Consider the following 20,444-nt stretch of genomic DNA (forward strand, 5'->3'; position numbering starts at 1 on the left):
GGAGAATGGCTATCTCTCTCGGGGATATGACGCAGACTCATCGGTCTAGTTCCAAAGCAGCATTGCCACGACTTTGGTCGGGTTCGAATCTAGGATCGTTCCCCTCTGGTATCCGGCCTGTCATGCCCCGTCATATTGAATCCACCGCGCAGCAGCGATCACAGGATGTGCACCTGGCAAACGGCCTTCAGGGGCGCCTGGTGTACCGGCCCGGTACAGCAATGTGTGCTGTTCTGGTGGATATAGAGGGCGGTAGCCACGACGAACCGGCCGAGTACCCCGGACTTGCACACTTTCTCGAACATCTCGTGTTTCTCGGCAGCCGCGATTTTCCGCCGGAGCAGAGCCTGATTCCCTTCGTCCAGCGCCTGGGCGGGCGGGTCAATGCCAGTACCCAGGCGCGCCAGACACGCTTCTTTTGCGAAGTACCGGCAACGCACCTTGACCAGGCACTGGCGCGGCTGATGGACATGCTCGCGAATCCCTTGTTGGCGACGGAGGCCGTATGGCGCGAGCGTGACGTGCTGCAAGCCGAGTACAGCGCCCGTACGCAGGACCGACAGACCCTTTGCGAAGCGGCACTGGCATGGGCCCTGGCGCCCGGTCACCCGCTGGCGGACTTCCACGCGGGCCATGCTGCCAGCCTGGACCTGCAATCGCCTGCATTCTTGCCGACGCTCCGGCGATTCCACCGGGAACACTACCTGCCTGGTCACATGCGCCTGACATTAGTGGCGCCGCAGTCGTTGGAGCAGCAACTCGAGCTCGCTCGGCGCCATGGTGAATCGCTGCTGGCGGGAAAGCATCTGCCCGTACCGGGCGCGCCATCCCTGCTGCCCTTGCGTGAGAAACGGCTTCGCCTCGGGCTGCCAGGTGGCTCTGAAAATCTGCTTTTGGCCTTTGCGCTGGAACAGCAGGGGGCCGCTCTGGAAGCCGCCGTTGCCTTTCTCGACAGCCTGATTCAGGACGAGGCGCCTGGTGGATTGCAGGCAAGGCTCGGCTTTCTCGAACTGAGCGACGGCGTGAAGGTGCGCCTTTCTTACGCCCATCGCGGGCAGGGCCTGTTGCTGATGGACTTCGATCGGGTGCCGGGCGCGGATTGTGCTCGACTGGAGTCGGAAGTGCTGGGCTGGCTGGCCTTCCTGCGCGCCGCAGCGCCTTGGCCGGGGGTCTGGGAGGAGCGGCTGGAGATCCTGCAGCGCAGGATCGATCGCCTGGAGCCGCTGGAAGTCGCGATGGCACCAGGGCTTCCAGAGCAGGCGGATGTGCGTTCGCTGCTGGACGAGATGCGGGAAGAGCGTCTGATACGCCTTGAAACCAGTACGTCAATCGGTACGCCAAACGTGGAGTCAGCAGGTTTCCCCTTGCACCTGGAGCGTCTGGACGTCTGCTCTGGAGCGCACTCCATCAATCGATGGCAACTTCCGCCCGCCAATCCCTACCTGAGTCCGACAGCCCCCGCATCAGCGGCGGACCCGCTGCTGACTTTGCTGCCGGAACTACCGGACGCCCCAGGGCAAGGCGCACTGTTCCTGCACTGGAGCCCCGGTGGAGGAGGATTGCCTCATGGGCTAGCCCATGGCTTGCAGCGAGCGCTGCGGCCGCTCCTGAGTGCCGCAGCCCTGGCGGAAGTAGAAGGTGAGCTGCAGGTGGTCCGCGGCGGCTTGACGTTGGCTCTGCAGGGTGAGGCGCGAGCACTGCGCCAGGTTGCCGGCGACGCGCTGCCCATTTTGCAGGCTCCTCCGCTCTGGGCGCTGGCCCAGGGGCCGCGTTTGCAACTAAGCGAGCTGCGCCGCCAGGCTGGCGAGCTTCCCATCCGCCAGTTGCTGCAACGGCTGCCGGGCGTGCTCGACGATGCATCGACGGAAGCACCAGGCGTGCTCGATCCGGAATCACTGGCGCGCTTCTGGTGGCGATCGCGTTGGCAAGGGTTGGGCTTGGGAGATGTGGCCGTGGATGCCGACTTGCCGGGCTTGCCAGCGTTCCCCAGGAGGGCGGCGGGGGGGGGGAGACGCACCTGGCATCGACTGGATGTGGAAGGTGAAGCGGCGTTGCTGCTGTTCTATCCCCTTGAATCCCTCAGTGCGGAGTCCGAGGCCGCCGGACGCCTCCTTGCACGTATATTGGAACCCGCTTTTCACCAGCGCCTGCGCGGTGAACTGCAGCTGGGATATGCGCTGGCCTGTGGCTTCAGGCAGTTCGATGGCTATCGAGGCGTCTTGTTCGCCGTACAGTCGCCATGTGAGACCGTCGCCGGTCTCTACCAGCACATCCAGGAATTCCTTCTGCGACAGCACGAACGCCTGTCACGCCTGGATCAGGCGCAGCTGCACGAGCTGGTCCTGGCCCTTGACCAGCAGTTGGACCGACAAGGCGTGCACTTCGCTACCCATGCCCACCAGTGCTGGCTCGATTACCGGGCCGGCCTGCCGGCCGACCATTCCCAGCAGGTACGCCGCTCTCTGGCGGGACTGCAAACCGCGCGCCTGCTGCAACAGCAGGAGCACCTGATTAAAGGCTTGCGCTGCCAGGCCCTGGCCAACTCCGAAGTCCCTGCATCGAGCTGGTACTGACTCTTCTGATCCACTCCTTTTCCACTCCTGGAGGACGAGCCCGAATGGGCCTCGTCCTTTTGTGCTGTGCCTCGGTCCGTCGGTGTACGACCTTCGGGGCGCCGGGTCTTAAGTCTTGCCGGTGCGGCTCGCACTACCCGGCCAAAGCAGCGCAGAACCCGTGCCATTGCAGCGTATGGCAGCCCTGATGGGGTTTCGATAATCGCCTCCGACACGACTGGCCTGCCCAGTCGTCAATCCACAGCGGAGAGCGTCATGCACAACAAGAAGATCGCCCAAGCCCGTATGTCCCGCCTCGCCCTCGCGGCAGCGGTAGCCCTGGCCACCCAGCAGGCAGCCGCCGAAATCGTCCTTTATGACCAGGACCAGACCACGTTCTCCACTGACGGCTACGTCAACGCCTTCTATGTGAACAGCGATGTGGACCGTGACGGTGAGCAGTTCGACCGTCGCCAGGCGCGGGTCAAGATGGGGTTCCTGCCCAACTGGATCGGTTTCAACATGGGCAAGCAGGTGGATGACCTCAAGCTCGGCGCCCGTTCATCCTTCTGGGTCACCATCAACGACAGCGAAACCAATGGCACCGCCACTGCCATCGATGTCCGTCAGTTCTACGGCACCGCAGGTGGTGACTGGGGCGAGGTACTGGTGGGCAAGGACTTCGGCCTGTTCGCGCGTTCCAACATCCTGCTCGACGAACTGCTCGCCGGTTACGGCCAGGTCAGCGACACCCTGGGCCTGGTGGATGGCGGCGGCGTGTCCTTCGGCAACATCGGCAGCGGATACCCCTATCCGTTCCCGACTTCGCAGATCACCTATCGCAGCCCGAAAACCGACGGCCTGCGCGCCGCCGTGGGCATCATGGACCCGGTGGACACCAATGACGACAGTCCCACCGGCAAGGCCTACCAGGAGAATCCGCGTTTCGAGTCCGAGATCACCTACGAGTTCGACCTGGGTGGCGCGCAGATCTACTCCTGGGTCAACGGCGCCTACCAGACCTCGGAGAATACCGACCCCAACGTCGATAGCGTCACCTCCAAGGGCCTGGGCTATGGCGTACAGGCCAAGATGGGCGCCTTCACCCTGGTGGGTTCAGGCTTCCAGGCCAAGGGCATCAATCCATTCTTCACCAACAACGCCGGCGAACCGACCCTGCGCGAAGTGGACAGCGACGGCTACCTGATGCAGGGCTCCTACCGCTTTGGCAAGAACCGCCTGGCGCTGTCCTACGGTAAGACCAAGGACGATGGTAACGGCGTGGTCAATACCGGCGCCGACTACGAGACCCGTGGCATCGCGCTGTTCCATGACATCAATGACAACCTCAAGCTGGTGGCCGAGTACAACCAGTTCGAAATCGACGGTCATGAAGGTGATGCCCAGAACGAAGACACCGATACCGTCGCCGTGGGTGCCGTGCTGACCTGGTAAACCCTGCTCCAGATTGCTCCGGTTTTGGCGGGAGAGGCTGTGGTCCTCCCGCCTTTTTTATTGAGAGTGTCGGGCACTGACTGCTTTCTCTGGGAGAAGGCCCGGTGCGCACAGCTCTGGCCCCCCTACCTTCGAACTAGTCCGCCCGCTACCCAAGAAGGATGGGGCGCTTCGATATCTGTCCGTAGAATTTTCCTATCCCGAACAAGCCTATTGAGTGAGACCGAGGATGCTCGAAGTACCGGCAGAGGGCGTCGTCACCGCCATGTCGCTGGCCAGCGAGGCGGAGGCTGTGGCGCAAGACCTGGCACGCCAGCTCATCCACCCGCACCTGGGGGTCGTGCTGTTCTTCTGTTCGGCCGAGTACGACCTGGAAGCCCTGGGCCACGCACTGGAGCAGTATTTCGGCGGCGTACGCCTGGTGGGATGCACCAGCGCGGGGGAAATCACGCCGCAGGGATATGGCCGCAACTGCGTCAGCGCGGTCGGGTTTGATCATCGTACCTTCTCGATCGCCAGCGCTCTGGTGGACGAGATGGATCGATTCGGGCTGATCGACGCCCAGCAACTGGTCGAGCGACTGGTGCAGGACTGCCGGGCTAATTCCCTGGCACCGATCAAGGGCCACAGCTTCGCCCTGACCCTGCTGGACGGCCTGTCCAGCCGCGAAGAGGTGGTGCTGGCGGCGCTCGGTGCCGCGTTCGGCAGCATCCCGCACTTCGGCGGTTCGGCCGCCGATGATCATCACCTCAAGCACACCCACGTCTATTACGAAGGGCGCTTCCATGCGGGCGCAGCGGTGGTGGTGCTAGTCAATACCGCGCTGGATTTCGAGGTGTTCAGCACTCATCACATCCTGCCGGGCACCGAGAAACTCGTGGTCACTCGCGCCGACAACGCCAGCCGCAGGGTTTTCGAGCTCAACGCCGAACCTGCGGCGGAAGTCTATGCGCGGATGACCGGTGTGCCGCTCGAGGCCCTGGACCTGAGAGTGTTTGCTGCGCATCCCCTGGCGGTACGCCTGGGGGATTCGTACTACGTCCGTTCCATACAGCGGGTCAATGCGGATCTCAGTCTGACCTTCTACTGCGCGGTGGAGAACGGCATCGTCCTGACCGCCATGCGCAGGGGGCCAATGCTGCCCAATCTGGAGGCGCTGTTCGAGCGTCTTGGCGAGCGGCTTGGCCCGCCCTTGCTGACCATCGGCTGCGACTGCTTCCTGCGTCGACTGGAAATCGAGAACGACGCAGATGCCGTGGCTCGCACCTCAGAAATCCTGCGTCGGCAGCGGGTCATCGGCTTCAACTCCTATGGAGAGCAGTTCAATGGCATGCACATCAACCAGACCTTCACCGGAGTCGCCATCGGCCGCCGGGGTGGCAATGGATGCCGCTGAGCAGCAGGCGCGCCTGTCTGAGCTCGAGGATGAGAACCGCAAGTTGCGGTGCATCAATGCCGCGTTGATCGAACGGGTGGAGTCCAGCGCTTCGCGCCACGACGACAGCTATGCCGCTTTCCAGCATTCGGTGGTACTGGCCGAGCAGGTGCGCGAGCGAACCGATGCGCTCAATCAGGCCATGGCTGAACTCAAGGCCAGCAACCGGCTGCTGAGCGACGCCCGGTTGCGCGCGGAAACCGCCCACCAGCACCTGATCGACGCCATAGAGAGCATTTCCGACGCCTTCGTGCTATTCGACCGCGATCAGCGCATCGTCCTCTTCAACAGCCGCTTCAAATCCTTCTGGGCCAAGACGCGCGCGCGGATCAGCGCCGGCACCCGGCTTTCGGAAATCCGTCGCCTGGCCGAAAGCACCGGACTCATAGTCGAAGAGCATCGCGGCAGCGATGACAACATCCTCTATCGCTTGCATAACGGCCGCTGGGTGCAGGTCAGCGAACGGCCCACCCGTGAAGGTGGGCTGGTAATCCTCTACACCGATATCACCGAGGTGAAGCAGAGCGAGACCGATCGCCGCGAGCAGGCCCTGGCACAGAAGTCGCGACTGTTGCAGCGCGCCGTGGACAACCTGTCCCAGGGCGTGGCCATGGTCAGCTCCGAGGGCATCCTGGAGCTCTGGAATCATCGCTTCCTCGAACTCTGCGGCCTGGCGCCGGTAGAAGCGCATCGCGCCTTCGCAGGGGTCATGGCCGACAGTGAGCTGCCGTTACTCACACCCGATACCCGCGACGCGAGCGGCCGCCCCGTCCGCGAGATGGAACAACGCTTGTATAACGGCCGGGTGCTGGAGGTCCGCACCCATCCGCTACCCACAGGCGGCTTCGTCAATACCTTCACCGACATCACCGAGCGTTATCGCCATGCTGAGACGCTTGCCGAGAGCGAACGCTGGATTCGCCTGATCACCGACCATGTCCCGGCACTGATCGCCTACCTCAGCGCCGACCTGGTGTACGAGTTCACCAACAAGGTCTACGAGGAGTGGTACCGCTGGCCGCGCGGCGGGATGCTCGGCCAGACATTGCGCGATGTGCACAGCGATGAGCACTGGCGACGCCTGGAGCCTTATGTGGAGAGGGCGCTGAGTGGCGAAAGCCTGTCCTTCGAGGTCACCGAGACCAACCACAACGGCCAGGAACGTTGCATGCTGCGGTCCTACGTGCCCAATCGATTGGCCAATGGCGAAGTGGTCGGCATCTTTGTGCTGATCCGTGACATCACCGAGCGTCGCCGTACCGCCGAGGCCCTGCACCAGGCCTACCAGAACCTGGAACAGCGGGTCCGCGAGCGCACCACCGAGCTGACCGCGCTGAATAGCCAACTGCGCCGCGAGATCGACGAGCGCACACAGGTCGAGTTGCGCCTGCGGGAGGCGAAGTTCGAAGCCGAAAGGGCCAACCTGTCCAAGACCAAGTTCCTCGCAGCGGTCAGCCACGACCTGCTGCAGCCCCTGAACGCCGCACGGCTGTTCACCAGCGCACTGCTGGAACAGCGCAGCCAGACCTGCAATCTCGCTTTGGTACGCAACGTCAGCAACTCACTGGAGGATGTGGAGAACCTGCTGGGTACCCTGGTGGACATTTCCAAGCTGGATGCCGGGGTGATCAAGCCGGATATCGCGCCGTTCGCGGTGAGCGAGCTGCTCGACAACCTGGCCGTGGAGTATCGCCAGATCGCCGCCAGTGAAGGTTTGCGACTGGACTTCGTGGGCAGCTCAGCCCTGGTGCGAAGCGACCTGCAGCTGCTGGCGCGGATTCTGCGCAACCTGCTCAGCAACGCCATCCGCTACACCCCCTCGGGGCGCATCCTGCTGGGGTGTCGCCGCCGTCGGCAAAGCCTGTGGATCGAGGTGCGTGACACCGGGATCGGCATCGCCCAGGACAAGCTTGGCGAGATCTTCCAGGAGTTCAAGCGTGGTGAAGTGGTGCGCGAGAAGCAGGACCGCGGGCTCGGCCTGGGCCTGGCCATCGTCGAGAAGATCGCCCGCATGCTCGGCCACCGCATTCACGTGTCTTCGGAGCTGGGCAAGGGCTCGTTGTTCGCCGTGGAGGTGCCGCTGGCGCGTCGCGTGCCGCGTCAGAAGCTGCAGCACGACGAACCCCAGGCGGTGCTGGAGCGGCTGCAAGGGGCACGGGTCTGGGTGCTGGATAACGACGCAGCCATCTGCGCCGGCATGCGCACACTCCTGGAAGGCTGGGGCTGCCAGGTGACTACCGCGCTGTCAGAGGAAGACCTGGCACGCCAGGTGGAAAACTTCCACGCCGAAGCCGATCTGCTGATCGCCGACTACCACCTGGACAACGACTGCAACGGAGTGGACGCCGTGGCCACCATCAACGCCCGCCGCAGCACGCCGCTTCCGGCCCTGATGATCACCGCCAACTACAGCAACGAACTCAAGCAGCAGATGCGCGAACTCGGCCACACCCTGATGCACAAGCCGGTGCGGCCCATGAAACTGAAGACAGCCATGAGTCATTTGCTGGAGCGTTGAAGGGATGCGTGTCTATACAAATGCCTTGTATTGACGCGGTTTTGGGTTGTCGCGGGCGGAGTTCCGCTTGAGCGAAGCGAAACTCAAAGCCACCGGTCAGGTTCGCTGTTGGGCTTCGCTTCGCTCAGCGCCAACCTACGGCAGGTCTGCGACCTGCTCAGCGAATGAATTCGCCCCCACAGGAACGGTGCACCTCAAGCTCGCTGTGGAACTGGCTGGAATTTCGCCCGCAGCACCAGGGCGATGCCGCCAAGCACGGCGACTGAAACCAGCGCCAAACGCAGGCTGATGTGTTCGCCAAGCAGCACTGCGCCGCCCAGGGCGGCGAGGACGGGAACGCTGAGTTGCACGCTGGCGGCCTGAAGGGCGCCCAGGCCCGGGAGGGCGCTGTACCAGATGGCGTAGCCGATGCCGGACGTCAGCGCGCCGGAAAGCAGGGCGTAGCTGAAACCTGGCAGGTCCAGTTTCAGTTGGTCGATGAAGGGCAGCAGGAGTAATCCGGCAAAGGGCAGGGCGCGAATGAAATTGCCGGCCGTAGCGGCCAGGGGCAGGCCAGCCTGGCGGCCGAGCAGCGTGTAGGCGCCCCAGGCAAAGCCGGCGAGCAGCATCAGCAGGCCGCCCAAAAGCGGGGGCGCGCTGGCGCCGGGCAGCAGCAGGACCACCAACCCTCCCGTGGCCAGGGTGAAGCCCAGGGCCTGTTGCGGGTTCAGCCGCTCACCGCGCAGGAGGCCAAAGACCACCATGCACAGTTGCACGGCGCCGAACAACAACAGCGCGCCGGCACCGGCGTCCAGTTGCAAGTAGGCGTAAGAGAAGGCAGCGGCATAGACGAACAACGCCGCCGCTGCGCGCCAATTGCCGGTCGCCGCCAGGGGCTGGCGGCGCAGGCGCAGCAACAGCCAGAGCATCAGGGCACCAGCGGCGATACGGATGGCGGTGAAACTCACCGCATCGATGGCAGTGTGCTTGAGGGCGAGGCGGCAAAGCAGGGAATTGCCGGCAAAGGCCAGCATGGCCAGTGCCGTGAGCAAAAGCGTGCGGGGAGCGGGCATGGCTGTCCTTAGGGAAGTACCCGGTGTTCAACGGCGCAGATAGGCAGTGAAATCGATATCGCTGGCCGAGAGAATGGCCTGTACCCGGTTGTGCACGTTGAGCTTGCGCAGGATCGCCGAAACGTGGGCTTTCACGGTGGTCTCGGCGATGTCCAGGTTGTAGGCGATCTGCTTGTTCGACTCGCCCTTGGTCATCCGCTCCAGCACCAGCAATTGCTTGCGAGTCAGGGCTTGCAGCAGTTCGGGCGGGATACTGGCTTCATCGTGGTGGCGGCGGGGAGACGTCTTCTGCGTGCGGATGATGTCCGAAGGCAGGTAGACGTTACCGTTGAGGATCTGCTCGATGGCGTCGGTCATCTGTGTGCGGGGCGAAGACTTTGTGATGAAACCCACCGCGCCATAGGTGATGGCCTGCAGCACCACCTGCTTGTCCTGCTCGGCGGAGACGATCACCACCGGCACGGTCGGTGCCTCGTTACGCAGGTTGATCAGCCCGTTCAGGCCGTGCATGCCCGGCATGTTCAGGTCGAGGAGAATCAGGTCCAGGTCGTCGTGCTCCTGGGTCAGCGCCAGCGCGCTGTCCAGGTCGGCGGTCTCCATCACTTCGCTTTCCGGAAAGCCGTCGCTGATGACGTTATGGATGGCTTCGCGGAAGAGCGGGTGGTCATCGGCAATCAGAATTTTGTACACGGCCTTTCACCTCATTTTTCTCATTATGGTGCGGCATGCCCAACCCTGCCGGGTCAGGGAAATGGAACGGGACGGGCGGGCTGCAGGGGGAGCCCGGCCTGTTCCCAGGCATCGATGCCATCACGGTACCAGTAGAGGTTGGTGTAGCCCAGCGCGGCAGCGCGTTTCACGGCGTTCCAGCTCAGCCAGCAGTCGGAACGGCAGTAGAAAACCAGAGGGTGGTTGCTGCGGCCATGGCTGGCCTGTCGCAGATGGCGGCTGAAATAGCCCAGCCATTCGGCACTGAGTTCGCCATCACCAGTGTTGGCCAGCCAGAGGCTGCCAGGCAGGTTGGCATGGGGTTCGTCTTCGATGAAGCGCCCTTGCAGCCACTGGCGGCGGTAAACGTCCACCAGCAGGGTATCGGGCTGTGCCTTCAACTGAGCCTCAAGCTGGGCGGTATCCAGGGTACGGGCGGATTCAACGTTGGCTGGTGTCGGGCTGCGGTAGCGGGTCAGGCGGTAACCGTCCGCGGAGAACAGCGGAGTGTCGGCGGCTTCACTGGCAAGCGCGGGTAGCGCAAGGGCAACGCAGGCAAGGCAGGTGAGTAGGCGCTTCATGGCGGACGCTCTGTTCTTTTTGTGTAGCCATTACAGGCCAGTGCTGCTGCTTTGGGAATTCGACGTTGAGAGGGGACAACCGGTACCAAAGTAGTAGATCGCCCCGGCCGGCGCCCAATCCGGCAGTGGCAGCCTGCTCACTGGAAGGTCGGTGTGGAAAGGTTGGCCTTCGTCGACAGCAGCGCTACCGGCGCATCTTGCGCTTTCTCAGTTTCTTTATGACTAAGTGCGTGCATTTCAATCCGCCGGGACACAGCGAAAACTCCAGTGTTTCCCGAGCGTTACAGTGCTCCCTGGCAGCGCAGCTAGCCGGCCTTGCGCAGGGCTGCATGCTGGGGGTTGAAGCTCAGCAGCGCGGCCACGGCGAAGACCAGCGTCAGGGTCAGGCAGATGGCGACCGCCAATGTGTTGAAGCGCTCGTAGAGGGCGAAACGCACCATCTCGACGGCGTGGCTGAAGGGGTTGAGTGCGCAGAGCCAGTACAGCCATTCGCTGGCCTCGCGCATCTTCCAAAGCGGATAGAGCGCCGAAGACAGGAAGAACAGCGGGAAGATCACGAAGTTCATCACGCCGGCGAAGTTTTCCAGCTGGCGAATGCCGTTGGAGAGCAGCAGCCCCAGCGCGCTGAGCAGCAACGCCGCCAGCAGCAGCGCCGGCAGCGCCGCGAGCAGACCGAAGGCCGGCGGTTGTACACCGTAGAGCCAGGCGATGGCGAGGAACGCGTAGACCTGCAGCAGCGAGACCAGCGAAGTGGCCAGCAAGCGTGACGCCAGGAGGAAGGGACGGGGCAGGGGGCTGGTGAGCAGCAGACGCATGCTGCCCATCTCGCGGTCGTAGACCATCGACAGCGAGCCCTGCATGCCGTTGAACAGCAGGATCATGCAGGCCAGCCCCGGAACTATGTAGGTTTCATAGGTGATGTAGGTGTCGTAGGGCTCGATGATGGCGATGCCCAGGGCGGCGCGAAAACCGGCAGCGAAGACCAGGAGCCACAGCAGTGGGCGCACCAGGGCGCTAAGAAAACGGGTGCGCTGCAGCACGAAGCGCAGCCACTCGCGCAGCAGGATTCCGCGCAGGCAATTCCAGTAGGCGGTCAGCATGGGAAGGGCTCCGTAATGGTGGCGGGCTTCTGGCGTAGGGTGCGCTGCGCGCACCGAGGTTTCCGCGCGGGTTCTACGGCCAAGTGCTTCGCGTAGGGTACGCCGTGCGCACCGAGCAGGTCCGACAGGGGCCTCATGCCGTCAACCGCTCGTACGTCGCGGCCAGGCCGCCTTCGTGTCCGGCGCTCAGGCTGGCCGCGTTGTCATTGGCTACGATCCGCCCTTGATTGAGCAGGAGCAGACGATCATCGGGCTGGATTTCGTCCAGCAGATGGGTGGTCCAGAGCACGGCGACGCCTTGTTCCCGACAAAGCTGGCGAACATGCTTGTTGAGCCCGTCGCGGCTGGCCGGGTCGAGGCCGGCGCTGGCTTCGTCGAGAAGCAACAGGCGAGGCTCGTGGAGCAGCGCACGGGCGATCTCCACTCGCCGCCGGTGACCTCCATTGAGCAGGCGCACACTGTCGTGCCGACGCGGTCCCAACTGCTGGCGTTCCAGCTCCCGCTCGATACGCTCCGTGGCCAGCTTGCCGGGCAAGCCGTGCAGGGCGGCGTGGTAACGCAGGTTTTGTTCAACGCTGAGGTCCAAGTCCAGCGTGCTCTGCTGGAACACCACCCCGAGTCGTGCAAGGGCTTTGCGCGGCTCCTGCCGCAGCGAGTGGCCGCAGACGCGAATCTCACCCTGGCGCAGGTCGTAGAGTCGAGTGAGCAGTGCGATCAGGGTGGATTTGCCCGCGCCATTGGGACCGAGCAGGGCGGTGAAGCTGCCCGATTCCAGATGGAACCCGACACTGTCCAGGGCTCGGCGCGGGCCGTAGGCAAAGGACACGTCGACCAGATCAAGCGCGTTCACGGTGTCACCACCACGCCCCAGGGGTAACGGCCGACCTTGATCGACCTGGTCACCTTGAGGCTGTCGACATCGATCACCGAGACGTCGCCGCTGATGCCATTGGTGGCCAGCAGGCGCTTCTCGTCCGGAGTGAACGCCAGGTGCCAGACACGGCGCCCCACCAGCAGGTAGTCGAGGATTTCATAGGTGCTGGTATCGACCACTGCGATGTGGTTGGCCGGCCCCAGCGCAACGAAGGCGTACTTGCCGTCGCGGGTCAGCTTCACCCCTACCGGCTGCACCTTGTCCGGATGCACGCCCTTGATCTGGAACTTGAGCACCTTCTGCACCTTGCGGCTGGCGACGTCCACCACCGTGACCGTGCCGCCGATCTCGGCCGAGGCCCAGAGTTGCTTGCCGTCATGGCTGAATTCCACATGGCGCGGACGCTGGTCCACCAGGGTGTTGTCGATCAGCTTCTGGGTGGATGTGTCGATCCAGTGCAGCATATTGGTGGTTTCGCTGGTGTTGATCGCCCATTTGCCATCCGGGCTTACCGCCATGCCTTCGGGCTCTACGCCCACGTCGATCTGCGCCAGTACCTGGTCGCTCTGGGTGTCGACCACGGTGACCAGGGCGTCGTCTTCGTTGGAGATGTACAGCCAGCGGTCATTGGGGTGCAGGGCGAACTGCTCAGGGTCGGCACCGGAGGGAAGCTCCTTGATGATCTGGCGGGTGGCCAGGTCCATCACCTGCACCGTGTCGGAATCGCTGGCGCAGATGTACAGCAGCTTGTTGTCGCCGGACAGCAGCAGCCCTCGGGGACGCTTGCCGACCGCCAGGCTCCCGGTGACCTCGAGGCTGTCCAGGTCGATCACGCTGATGTTGTTGTCCTTTTCGTTGGAAACGTAGGCGGTGGCGGCCAGGGCCTGGCCGGCGAGCAGCAGTAGTGCTGAGCCTATGGCAGCGGCAAGGGGAGCGGGCATGGCGAGTTTCCTTCTTGTTGTGGTCAGTGCGCTGCGGCGAACTGGCGGCAGGTGCTTTCGGGACGGTCGAAGCCGAGGCTGTCCAGCTCGCTTACCGGGTGCAGGAAACCCTCCTGGGGCGAGGTGCTGACCAGGGAGCGGGGATGCACCAGGGGAATGGGCTGGCGCAACTGGCCGTCCCAGTCGCGGTAGCTCAGCTTGCGGCCCTTGAAGCCGTCCAGCGGCAGGTCGGCGGACAGTGCCAGGGTGCGGATGCCTTGAGCGTCGGCGCTCTTCAGGCGGGTCACGGCGCTGGCGATGCTTCGCACGGCGATCCAGGCAGCGAAATCGCGGTCGTTCATCCAGCGCCCGGCCAGCGCTTCAAAACGCTTCTGCAACTGTGCGGCGCCGTAGGTTTCCACTGTCTTGTGCCAACCGGTGGGCGTCAGCCCCTGAGTGCCGGCCACCGGGCGCGGATACCAGGTGTTGTAGGGCAGGTACTCGCCGAAATCGCCGCGCTCGTCTGCCACCAGTACCACGTCGTATTCGCTGGTCTGGGTGAAAAGCGGCATCTCCGCCTGGGCGCTGCGGCGCTGGTCGTTATCGAAGGTCCAGGGTTTCTCTTCGACTATTTTCGCGCCGAAACGCCCAGCGGCGCGGCGGATGGCGGCGGCGTAGGCGAGGTCGTCCGGTGCCTGGCCGGTCACCAGCAGCCAGCGCTGCCAGCGGCGGCTGGCGAGGAACTGGGCCAGGGCGTCGGCCAGCATCGCGCGGTTGGGCAGGCTGTGCAGCAGATTGGCGCGACACTGTTCGTCCCGCAGTTCGTCACTGGCGCTACCTGCGTTGAACAGCAGGCTATCGGGGAAGGCGTCAGCCAGTTGCAGCAGCTGCTCCGCCGGGGCGTTGACCACGAACAGCCGCAGACCCTGCTCGTGCAGTTCGTGAGCCTTGGCCAACAACTCATTGGGGGTAGCCGTGCGCACAGTGCTCAGTGAGTAGCGCTGTTCGAGGAAGCGACCGGTGCTGTTGCTGTCGGTTATCGCCAGTTCGGCTCCGCGCAGCCCGGTGTCTTCCGGTTCGGGTATCACGTTGGACAGCAAGGGGCCGCGATCCGGTGTCCAGGCCAGGTAGCCGATGCGAACCTCCAGACCTTCGTCGGCGCGGACTTCGGTGGCGAGAAGGGCGGCGCTGGACAGTGCCAGCAAGTAGGTCAGGCCGTGGAGCAGGTACTGACGCATTTCATGGCTCCTTTGAACGTGGAGCCAGCATAGGAACGAGACGGAGCCTGGGAAATATGAAGAAAGTACCGGTCGTGCGGTACCAAGGTAGTAGAAATCGGCCGGCGATTAGGCCCTAGGATGGCCACACAAAAACCTGAAGGAAGCCGTCCATGCGCATCCTCAAGCACCTGCTGTTGCCGTTGCTACTGATCCTCAGCCTGCTCGGTTTCGACCGCGAAGGGTCCTCCGATTTCCATTACCAGGGCGGCGCACCGGTGTTGCCGGTCATCTGGTTGGATGAGTGAGCCGCGATGTCCGCGCTCTGGCGCATCAACCTGCTGGTCACTCTGTTCTTCGTGCTGGTGGGGGGGGCCTGCCTGGCGCTGTTGCTGCGCCAGGCCGGGCAGGACGTACGCCGTGAACTGATGGCGGCCGAGGCCGTGGTGGAATACCTGCGTGACTCCGCCCGGCGCGATCCCGCTGCGCTCCAGCCGCACCTCACCGGCAATCTGCGCCACGTGCGCGTGCATCGCCTTGACCAGCCGTCCGCCGAACCCGCGCCCGGGCCACTGCAGCGCTGGCTGGCCCATTGGCTGTATCCGGCGGCTGAAGCCAGCGGCGATGTCCTGAGCCTGGTGGATGGCAGCCGCGTGCGGATCAGTGTCGACCCGCGTGACGAAGTGGACGAGATTCGCGACTCCCTGCAGCAACTGCTGGTGCTGTTCGCCATCGCGCTTTGCTTGAGCCTGTGGGCCATCCGCTGGGCGGTGCGACGTGGCCTGCGGGTGCTGGATGAGCTGCTTGGTGCACTGCAGCAAGTATCCCGTGGGGACCTGCAAGCACGCCTTCCCGCGCATTCTTCAGCCGAATCCCAGCGGTTGGCCGGCCACTTCAACCAGATGGCAGCCTGCCTGGAACGGGTCAAGGTGGAGAACGCTGAACTCACCCAGGCGCTGCTGGCACTGCAGGAGCGCGAACGCCGCCAGCTCGCCCAGGCATTGCACGACGACCTCGGTCAGTACCTCGCGGGTATCCGTGCGCAGCTCTTCCTGCTGCGTAGCGTCACGGGGCAGTTGCCGGTGGTTAATCGCACCGCGCAGGCCCTGGAGAACAACTGCCAGCATCTGCAGGATGGCTTCCGCGCCCTGGTGCGCGATCTTTATCCCGTGGTGCTGGAGCGCCTGGAACTGGCCGAGGCGATTCGATTGCTTGGCCAGCAATGGCAAGAGGCCCACGGCATTTCCTGCCGCATGCAGCTGGCCGACGACCTGCCGGCACTCTCGGGTGAAGCCAAGGCCCATCTCTATCGCCTGTTGCAGGAGGCCCTGACCAACGTCGTGCGACATGCCGGTGCCAGCGAAGTGCGAATCCGCCTGCGTACCGGACAGCGGCGCCTGCGTCTGGTCGTGCGGGATGACGGTCGTGGTGCCGAGAGCCTCGGCGGCGGCGGTATCGGCTTGCGCTCGATGCGCGAGCGGGCTCGTTGCCTGGGCGGTGAACTCAGGCTATTGACGCGCCCCGGCGCCGGCCTGGTGCTGTGCCTCAACATTCCTCTGGAGGAGCCAGGACCATGAAAATTCTGCTGGTGGACGACCACGCGGTGGTGCGCCAGGGCTATGCGGCGTTGCTCTGCGCGTTATTGCCGGAAGTGAGCGTCAGCGAAGCGGGCAGTGGTGAAGACGCGTTGCAGAAAGTGCAGGAGGAAATTCCCAACCTGGTCATCATCGATGTCGGCCTGCCTGGTATCAGCGGCCTGGAGACCACCCGCCGCCTGCGTCAGCGCCTGCCGCAGTTGCGCGTGCTGTTCTTCAGCATGCATGACGAGCTGCCCCTGGTGCGTCAGGCGCTGGACACTGGCGCGGCGGGTTACATCACCAAGAGCTCGCCGCCGGAAGTGTTGCTGGAAGCCGTGCGCCGCATCGTCGCGGGGTATCCCTACATCGAGCAACCGCTGGCGACTCAACTGGCCTGCCAGCAAACCGACGACCCACGCCTGCGTGGCATCACCCAACGCGAATTCGAGATTTTCGTCATGCTCGCCCGTGGCGTCCCGGCCCGCGAGATCGCCGAGCGCCTGTGCATCAGTGGCAAGACTGTTTCCAACTACCTGACCCTGTTGAAGAGCAAGTTGCAGGTGGAGTCCCAGGCAGAGCTGGTGCACCTGGCGATCGACACCGGGGTGTTGCGGGTGGCGACGGTTTAGCGCAACAGCGCGTCCCATTCGGTATGTCGGAGTAGGGTGCGCATGGCGCACCCGCGGCTCAACGCCGCCCTAGTAGGGTGGGCCATGCACACCGATGCTCAGTCCCAGCCGCTCGGGCAACCCTTGCAGCCTTCCATGTTGGTGGCCTGGAACGTCGCGTAGTGCCTGCGTGCACCGGTGAGATCTGCATTTTCCAGGTTGGCTTCGCCTATCTTGGCTTCCTGCAGGTTGGCGTCGCGCAGGTCGGCGCCCTTGAGATCGGCCTTGCTCAGCCAGGCCATTTCCAGGTCGGCGGCCTGGAGTCTCACCTGATGCATCTTCGCTCCGGAGAAACGGGCGAATTCCAGATAGGCGGCGGAAAGGTCGGCACCCCTGAATTCGGCGGCCTGGGCGAACATGCCCCAGCCCTGGACGGCCACCATGCGACTGCCCGAAAGGTCGGCCAGGCGCAGGTTGGTCTGTTGCAGGCTGGCGCGGGTCAGATTGGCGCCAGCCAGGTGGGCTTTTTCCAGGTTGGCCAGGTCCAGCCGGACGTGGCGCAGGTCGGCGCCCTCAAGGTTGGCACCTGACAGGTCCATCTTGCTCATGTCCTGGTTGGACAGGTTGGCGCCGCGCAGGTCGGCCCCCGGGCAGCGGCTTTCCGGGACGATGCGGCAGCCGTTGATGACCAGGTCGCCGTCGTCGGCCAACGCGACGCTGCCGGTGACCAGCAGGGCAAGAGGGAGGAACAGGTGCAGGTTGTTCATGGCAGTTTTCCGTTCAGGTCGGGAAAGGAAACCGGGGCCCATGGCCCCGGTCCGTCACTCAGCGTTGTGCGGTCTTGTCCCAGCTCGGCAGCTTGAACACCCAGAAGGAGCCGCCCTGGGCCACGGGCTTGGTCAGGTCGGCCATGTCGCCACCCCAAAGCGGAACCGCACCGCCGTAGCCCACGGTCACACCGATGTACTGCACGCCGTCCTGTTCCCAGGTGATGGGCGGGGAGACGATGCCGCTGCCGGTCTGGAACTTCCACAGCTCATTGCCGTTCTTGGCGTCGAAGGCCTTGAGGAAACCGTCGCCAGTGCCGGTGAACACCAGGCCACCCTTGGTGGCCAGCACGCCGGCCCAGAGCGGCAAGCGCTCCTTGTGCTCCCACACGATCTTGCCGGTGGAGGGGTTCATCGCACGCAGGATGCCGACATGGTCGTCATACATGCGCTTGATGCGGAAACCCTGGCCGAGATACGCCGAGCCTTTCTTGTAGGCGACCTCTTCGGTCCAGTAGTCCTCCTTCCAGTGGTTGGCCGGTACGTAGAACAGGCCGGTGTCCTGGCTGTAGGCCATGGGGTTCCAGTTCTTGCCACCCAGGAAAGGGGGCGAGACTTCCACCGCCTTGCCGTGCTTCTGGCCGGGCTCCGGCAATGGCGGGCGCTGGCCGGGGTTCTCCACCGGACGGCCGGTTTTCAGGTCGATGTGGCTGGCCCAGGTGATGTTGTCGACGAAGGGGAAGGCGTTCTGCAGCTTGCCGTTGCTGCGGTCGACCACATAGAAGAAGCCATTGCGGTCGGCGTGGGCGGTGGCCTTGACGGTTTTTCCGTCCTTGCCCTTGTAGTCGAACAGCACCAGTTCGTTGTTGCCGGAGAAGTCCCAGGCATCGTTGGGCGTGTGCTGGTAGAACCATTTCACTTCGCCGGTGCTCGGGTCCACGCCGACCTGGCCGGAGGTGTAGAGGCTGTCGAAGTCCTTCGGGGCGCCGCCGTCGGCGGTGCGTGCCCAGCCGTTCCAGGGCGCCGGGTTGCCGGCACCAACGATGATGGTGTTGGTCTGCGGATCGAAGCTCGCGCTCTGCCAGGGAGCGCCGCCGCCATGGCTCCAGGCTTCCTTCTTGCCGGAGGGATGATTCTTGTCGTCCGGCCAGGACGGTGCCTTGATGTCGCCGGTGGGGGTGCTGTCCTTGCCGTTCAAGCGCCCCATGTGGCCTTCGACGAAAGGACGCATCCACACCTCTTCGCCGCTGTCCGGGTCGCGTGCGTAGAGTTGACCGACCACGCCGAACTCGTCGCCTGAGCTGCCGTGGATCAGCAGCACGCGTCCGCTCTTCTGGTCTTTCACGATCGTCGGCGCACCGGTCATGGTATAGCCGGCCCCGTGCTCGCCGAACTTCTTGTTCCAGACCACCTTGCCGGTCTTCTTGTCGAGTGCGACCACGCGGGCATCCAGGGTGCCGAAGAAGATCTTGTCGCTGTAGATGGCGGCGCCACGGTTGACCACGTCGCAGCAGGGACGAATGTCGTCGGGCAGGCGGTGGTTGTAGGTCCACAGGCGGTGGCCGGTCTTGGCGTCGAGGGCGAAGACGCGGGAATAGGAGGCCGTGACGTAGATCACCCCGTCACTGACGATCGCCTGGGATTCCTGGCCGCGTTGCTTCTCGTCGCCGAAGGAGAAGGACCAGGCGGGCGCCAGCTTGAACACGTTGTCTGCGTTCACCTGGGCCAGAGGGCTCCAGCGTTGGGCGTTGGTGCCCAGGCCGTACTGCAGCACGTCGCTGGTGGTCTGATGGTCGTTGGCGATGTCGTCCCAGGTGACGGCCTTGGCGAGGGCGCCGCCGGCAGCGGCCAGGCCTCCCACCAGCAAGAGGCAGCGGATGGCGGTCGAAAGCCGGCTGGCAGGTAAGGGTAGCGATCTTGTTGTCATGGTTGCGATTCCCATAGTCGATGGATACGGGGCCATCTGCTGGCCCGGCGTCTCGAATGGTGGGATTCGCGTCGTCACCTTGATACGGAAAAGCTCCCGCGCTTGCCGGGAAAACTTCCCGCTGCGGCCATGATTTGGCACTGCTGCCAAAGCCGCTGCCGATACCTGCCAAGGCATTGCGACAAAGGGGCAGGGCGCCTGCGACCACACAAGGTAGTGGTCCGGCGCTACCAAGGTAGTAAGGCCGCGTGGGGCTCATGGCCCTAGTCTGACTCGCAGGGGAACCGGCAAGAGGATTCCGTCATGGCTGCTATCAAACATCTTCTTTTACCGCTCCTGGTCGTCTGCTGCCTGCTCGAATTCGAGCTGGCCAGGGCCGCAAGCGTCCCCTCCCGGCACACCCCTCATTCGCTGGACCTGACCCCCTCCATCTCGACCTCTTGCTCCCGGGCCAACTGAAAGGCCGACCTGCTTTCCAATCGCATAAGTACCAGCGAGCTGGCGAATCGCTTTTTGTGGTTCGCCAGCTCGCTGGCGCCTGCGTTATCGACCTTTGCGTGGAAATTTCTTCACCGGCCTCCGCTCGCACTACTACCAAGGGAGGAGTGCCAGGCCACCAAAGCAGGATGGGGAGCTTGCAAGGGGCTTCTTACCATTTCCTCACAGCGCTCCCACCGGGGCGCCGCCTTGCACAGCTAATGAGGATGTACGTGATGAACAAGAACAGCGCACTGCGCGGCCTCGCACTCCTGGCCGGCTTTACCCTCAGCGGAATCGTACTGGCCCATGGCGACGTGGTGCCCCAGGCAGTCAACACCCAAGGTCTGGAGGAACTGGGCAAGGAATGGCGCGAAGAAAACCCCTATCGCGCGCCTTATGCCAATCACGACCTGGCCGTTGAGATCGGTTCCTCTGCCTACAACCAGAACTGCGCCCGCTGCCACGGCCTGGAAGCCAAGTCCGGCGGCATCGCCCCCGACCTGCGCTACCTGGAAACCGACGCCAGCGGCGATGAGTGGTTCAAGGAGCGGGTGATCAACGGCGCCGTGCGCGACGGCGCGGTGTACATGCCGAAGATGGCCGACTTCCTCAGCCAGGAAGCCCTCTGGGCCATCCGCACCTACCTGGAAAGCGTGCACGTGGACGAGTAATC

Annotated in this window: 17 protein-coding genes; 8 read left to right on the forward strand and 9 right to left on the reverse strand. The window is 64.0% G+C overall.

Annotation, left to right across the window (positions count from 1 at the left end; translation table 11 throughout):
* Positions 1-122: 122 nt before the first annotated feature.
* The 4 genes from pqqF (at position 123) to nahK (ending at position 7,960) form a co-directional block, all read left to right on the forward strand.
* Positions 123-2,573: a pyrroloquinoline quinone biosynthesis protein PqqF gene (gene pqqF, locus D6Z43_RS05300; RefSeq protein ID WP_162945809.1), complete on the forward strand. Its 2,451-nt coding sequence runs from the start codon at positions 123-125 to the stop codon at positions 2,571-2,573.
* Between the two features lie 285 nt (positions 2,574-2,858).
* On the forward strand, positions 2,859-4,007 hold the full coding sequence (locus tag D6Z43_RS05305; RefSeq protein WP_256661018.1) for a porin: 1,149 nt from the start codon (positions 2,859-2,861) through the stop codon (positions 4,005-4,007).
* Between the two features lie 229 nt (positions 4,008-4,236).
* Positions 4,237-5,403, forward strand: coding sequence for a nitric oxide-sensing protein NosP (gene nosP / locus D6Z43_RS05310; RefSeq protein ID WP_120650950.1), 1,167 nt, complete (start codon positions 4,237-4,239; stop codon positions 5,401-5,403).
* On the forward strand, positions 5,333-7,960 hold the full coding sequence (nahK, locus tag D6Z43_RS05315) for a hybrid sensor histidine kinase/response regulator NahK/ErcS' (RefSeq protein WP_162945810.1): 2,628 nt from the start codon (positions 5,333-5,335) through the stop codon (positions 7,958-7,960). The genes nosP and nahK overlap by 71 nt, the downstream gene beginning before the upstream one ends.
* A 194-nt stretch (positions 7,961-8,154) precedes the next feature.
* Here nahK and D6Z43_RS05320 read toward each other — a convergent pair whose 3' ends face one another.
* From D6Z43_RS05320 to D6Z43_RS05350, 7 genes are all read right to left on the reverse strand, one after another.
* Entirely contained in the window at positions 8,155-9,012 is an 858-nt protein-coding gene (locus tag D6Z43_RS05320; RefSeq protein ID WP_120650952.1) for a DMT family transporter, read from the reverse strand.
* Positions 9,013-9,039: 27 nt separating this feature from the next.
* Complete coding sequence (locus tag D6Z43_RS05325; protein ID WP_120650953.1) at positions 9,040-9,702, reverse strand: response regulator transcription factor; 663 nt, start codon at positions 9,700-9,702, stop codon at positions 9,040-9,042.
* 53 nt (positions 9,703-9,755) lie between these two features.
* Positions 9,756-10,301, reverse strand: coding sequence for a PQQ-dependent catabolism-associated CXXCW motif protein (locus D6Z43_RS05330; RefSeq protein ID WP_120650954.1), 546 nt, complete (start codon positions 10,299-10,301; stop codon positions 9,756-9,758).
* A gap of 305 nt (positions 10,302-10,606) precedes the next feature.
* Positions 10,607-11,398 (reverse strand): ABC transporter permease, encoded by a 792-nt coding sequence (locus tag D6Z43_RS05335; protein ID WP_120655192.1) that lies wholly within the window; start codon positions 11,396-11,398, stop codon positions 10,607-10,609.
* A 136-nt stretch (positions 11,399-11,534) separates the two neighbouring features.
* A complete protein-coding gene (locus D6Z43_RS05340; RefSeq protein ID WP_120650955.1) occupies positions 11,535-12,251 on the reverse strand; it encodes an ABC transporter ATP-binding protein in 717 nt (238 codons plus the stop codon).
* Positions 12,248-13,216, reverse strand: a complete 969-nt coding sequence (locus D6Z43_RS05345) for a YVTN family beta-propeller repeat protein (protein WP_120650956.1) — start codon at positions 13,214-13,216, stop codon at positions 12,248-12,250. Before D6Z43_RS05345 ends, D6Z43_RS05340 begins: the two co-directional genes overlap by 4 nt.
* 23 nt (positions 13,217-13,239) lie before the next feature.
* Complete coding sequence (locus D6Z43_RS05350) at positions 13,240-14,433, reverse strand: ABC transporter substrate-binding protein (RefSeq protein ID WP_120650957.1); 1,194 nt, start codon at positions 14,431-14,433, stop codon at positions 13,240-13,242.
* Between the two features lie 152 nt (positions 14,434-14,585).
* On the opposite strand from D6Z43_RS05350, the gene D6Z43_RS28260 reads away from it, so the two are divergent.
* Genes D6Z43_RS28260 through D6Z43_RS05360 form a run of 3 tightly spaced genes read left to right on the forward strand, consistent with a single transcriptional unit; the run spans position 14,586 to position 16,618 of the window.
* The gene (locus tag D6Z43_RS28260) at positions 14,586-14,720 is read left to right on the forward strand and encodes a hypothetical protein (protein ID WP_256660951.1); all 135 of its coding nucleotides are present in this window, start codon (positions 14,586-14,588) and stop codon (positions 14,718-14,720) included.
* A 6-nt stretch (positions 14,721-14,726) separates the two neighbouring features.
* A complete protein-coding gene (locus D6Z43_RS05355; RefSeq protein WP_120650958.1) occupies positions 14,727-15,989 on the forward strand; it encodes an ATP-binding protein in 1,263 nt (420 codons plus the stop codon).
* Positions 15,986-16,618: a response regulator transcription factor gene (locus D6Z43_RS05360; protein WP_120650959.1), complete on the forward strand. Its 633-nt coding sequence runs from the start codon at positions 15,986-15,988 to the stop codon at positions 16,616-16,618. Before D6Z43_RS05355 ends, D6Z43_RS05360 begins: the two co-directional genes overlap by 4 nt.
* 98 nt (positions 16,619-16,716) lie before the next feature.
* Here D6Z43_RS05360 and D6Z43_RS05365 read toward each other — a convergent pair whose 3' ends face one another.
* On the reverse strand, positions 16,717-17,364 hold the full coding sequence (locus D6Z43_RS05365; protein WP_120650960.1) for a pentapeptide repeat-containing protein: 648 nt from the start codon (positions 17,362-17,364) through the stop codon (positions 16,717-16,719).
* Positions 17,365-17,422: 58 nt separating this feature from the next.
* Positions 17,423-19,291, reverse strand: coding sequence for a quinoprotein ethanol dehydrogenase (exaA, locus tag D6Z43_RS05370; protein ID WP_120650961.1), 1,869 nt, complete (start codon positions 19,289-19,291; stop codon positions 17,423-17,425).
* A gap of 713 nt (positions 19,292-20,004) precedes the next feature.
* On the opposite strand from exaA, the gene pedF reads away from it, so the two are divergent.
* Complete coding sequence (gene pedF, locus D6Z43_RS05375) at positions 20,005-20,442, forward strand: cytochrome c-550 PedF (RefSeq protein ID WP_120650962.1); 438 nt, start codon at positions 20,005-20,007, stop codon at positions 20,440-20,442.
* Positions 20,443-20,444: the final 2 nt, after the last annotated feature.

It is taken from the genome of Pseudomonas sp. DY-1 (assembly GCF_003626975.1).
GTDB lineage: Bacteria > Pseudomonadota > Gammaproteobacteria > Pseudomonadales > Pseudomonadaceae > Metapseudomonas.

Bases quoted from the DNA above. Each gene is read 5' to 3' on its own strand.
- pqqF (WP_162945809.1), top strand. From the start codon at position 123: ATGCCCCGTCATATTGAATCCACCGCGCAGCAGCGATCACAGGATGTG.
- D6Z43_RS05305 (WP_256661018.1), top strand. From the start codon at position 2,859: ATGTCCCGCCTCGCCCTCGCGGCAGCGGTAGCCCTGGCCACCCAGCAG.
- nosP (WP_120650950.1), top strand. From the start codon at position 4,237: ATGCTCGAAGTACCGGCAGAGGGCGTCGTCACCGCCATGTCGCTGGCC.
- nahK (WP_162945810.1), top strand. From the start codon at position 5,333: ATGGCATGCACATCAACCAGACCTTCACCGGAGTCGCCATCGGCCGCC.
- D6Z43_RS05320 (WP_120650952.1), bottom strand. From the start codon at position 9,012: ATGCCCGCTCCCCGCACGCTTTTGCTCACGGCACTGGCCATGCTGGCC.
- D6Z43_RS05330 (WP_120650954.1), bottom strand. From the start codon at position 10,301: ATGAAGCGCCTACTCACCTGCCTTGCCTGCGTTGCCCTTGCGCTACCC.
- D6Z43_RS05345 (WP_120650956.1), bottom strand. From the start codon at position 13,216: ATGCCCGCTCCCCTTGCCGCTGCCATAGGCTCAGCACTACTGCTGCTC.
- D6Z43_RS05350 (WP_120650957.1), bottom strand. From the start codon at position 14,433: ATGCGTCAGTACCTGCTCCACGGCCTGACCTACTTGCTGGCACTGTCC.
- D6Z43_RS28260 (WP_256660951.1), top strand. From the start codon at position 14,586: ATGCGCATCCTCAAGCACCTGCTGTTGCCGTTGCTACTGATCCTCAGC.
- D6Z43_RS05355 (WP_120650958.1), top strand. From the start codon at position 14,727: ATGTCCGCGCTCTGGCGCATCAACCTGCTGGTCACTCTGTTCTTCGTG.
- D6Z43_RS05360 (WP_120650959.1), top strand. From the start codon at position 15,986: ATGAAAATTCTGCTGGTGGACGACCACGCGGTGGTGCGCCAGGGCTAT.
- D6Z43_RS05365 (WP_120650960.1), bottom strand. From the start codon at position 17,364: ATGAACAACCTGCACCTGTTCCTCCCTCTTGCCCTGCTGGTCACCGGC.
- exaA (WP_120650961.1), bottom strand. From the start codon at position 19,291: ATGACAACAAGATCGCTACCCTTACCTGCCAGCCGGCTTTCGACCGCC.
- pedF (WP_120650962.1), top strand. From the start codon at position 20,005: ATGAACAAGAACAGCGCACTGCGCGGCCTCGCACTCCTGGCCGGCTTT.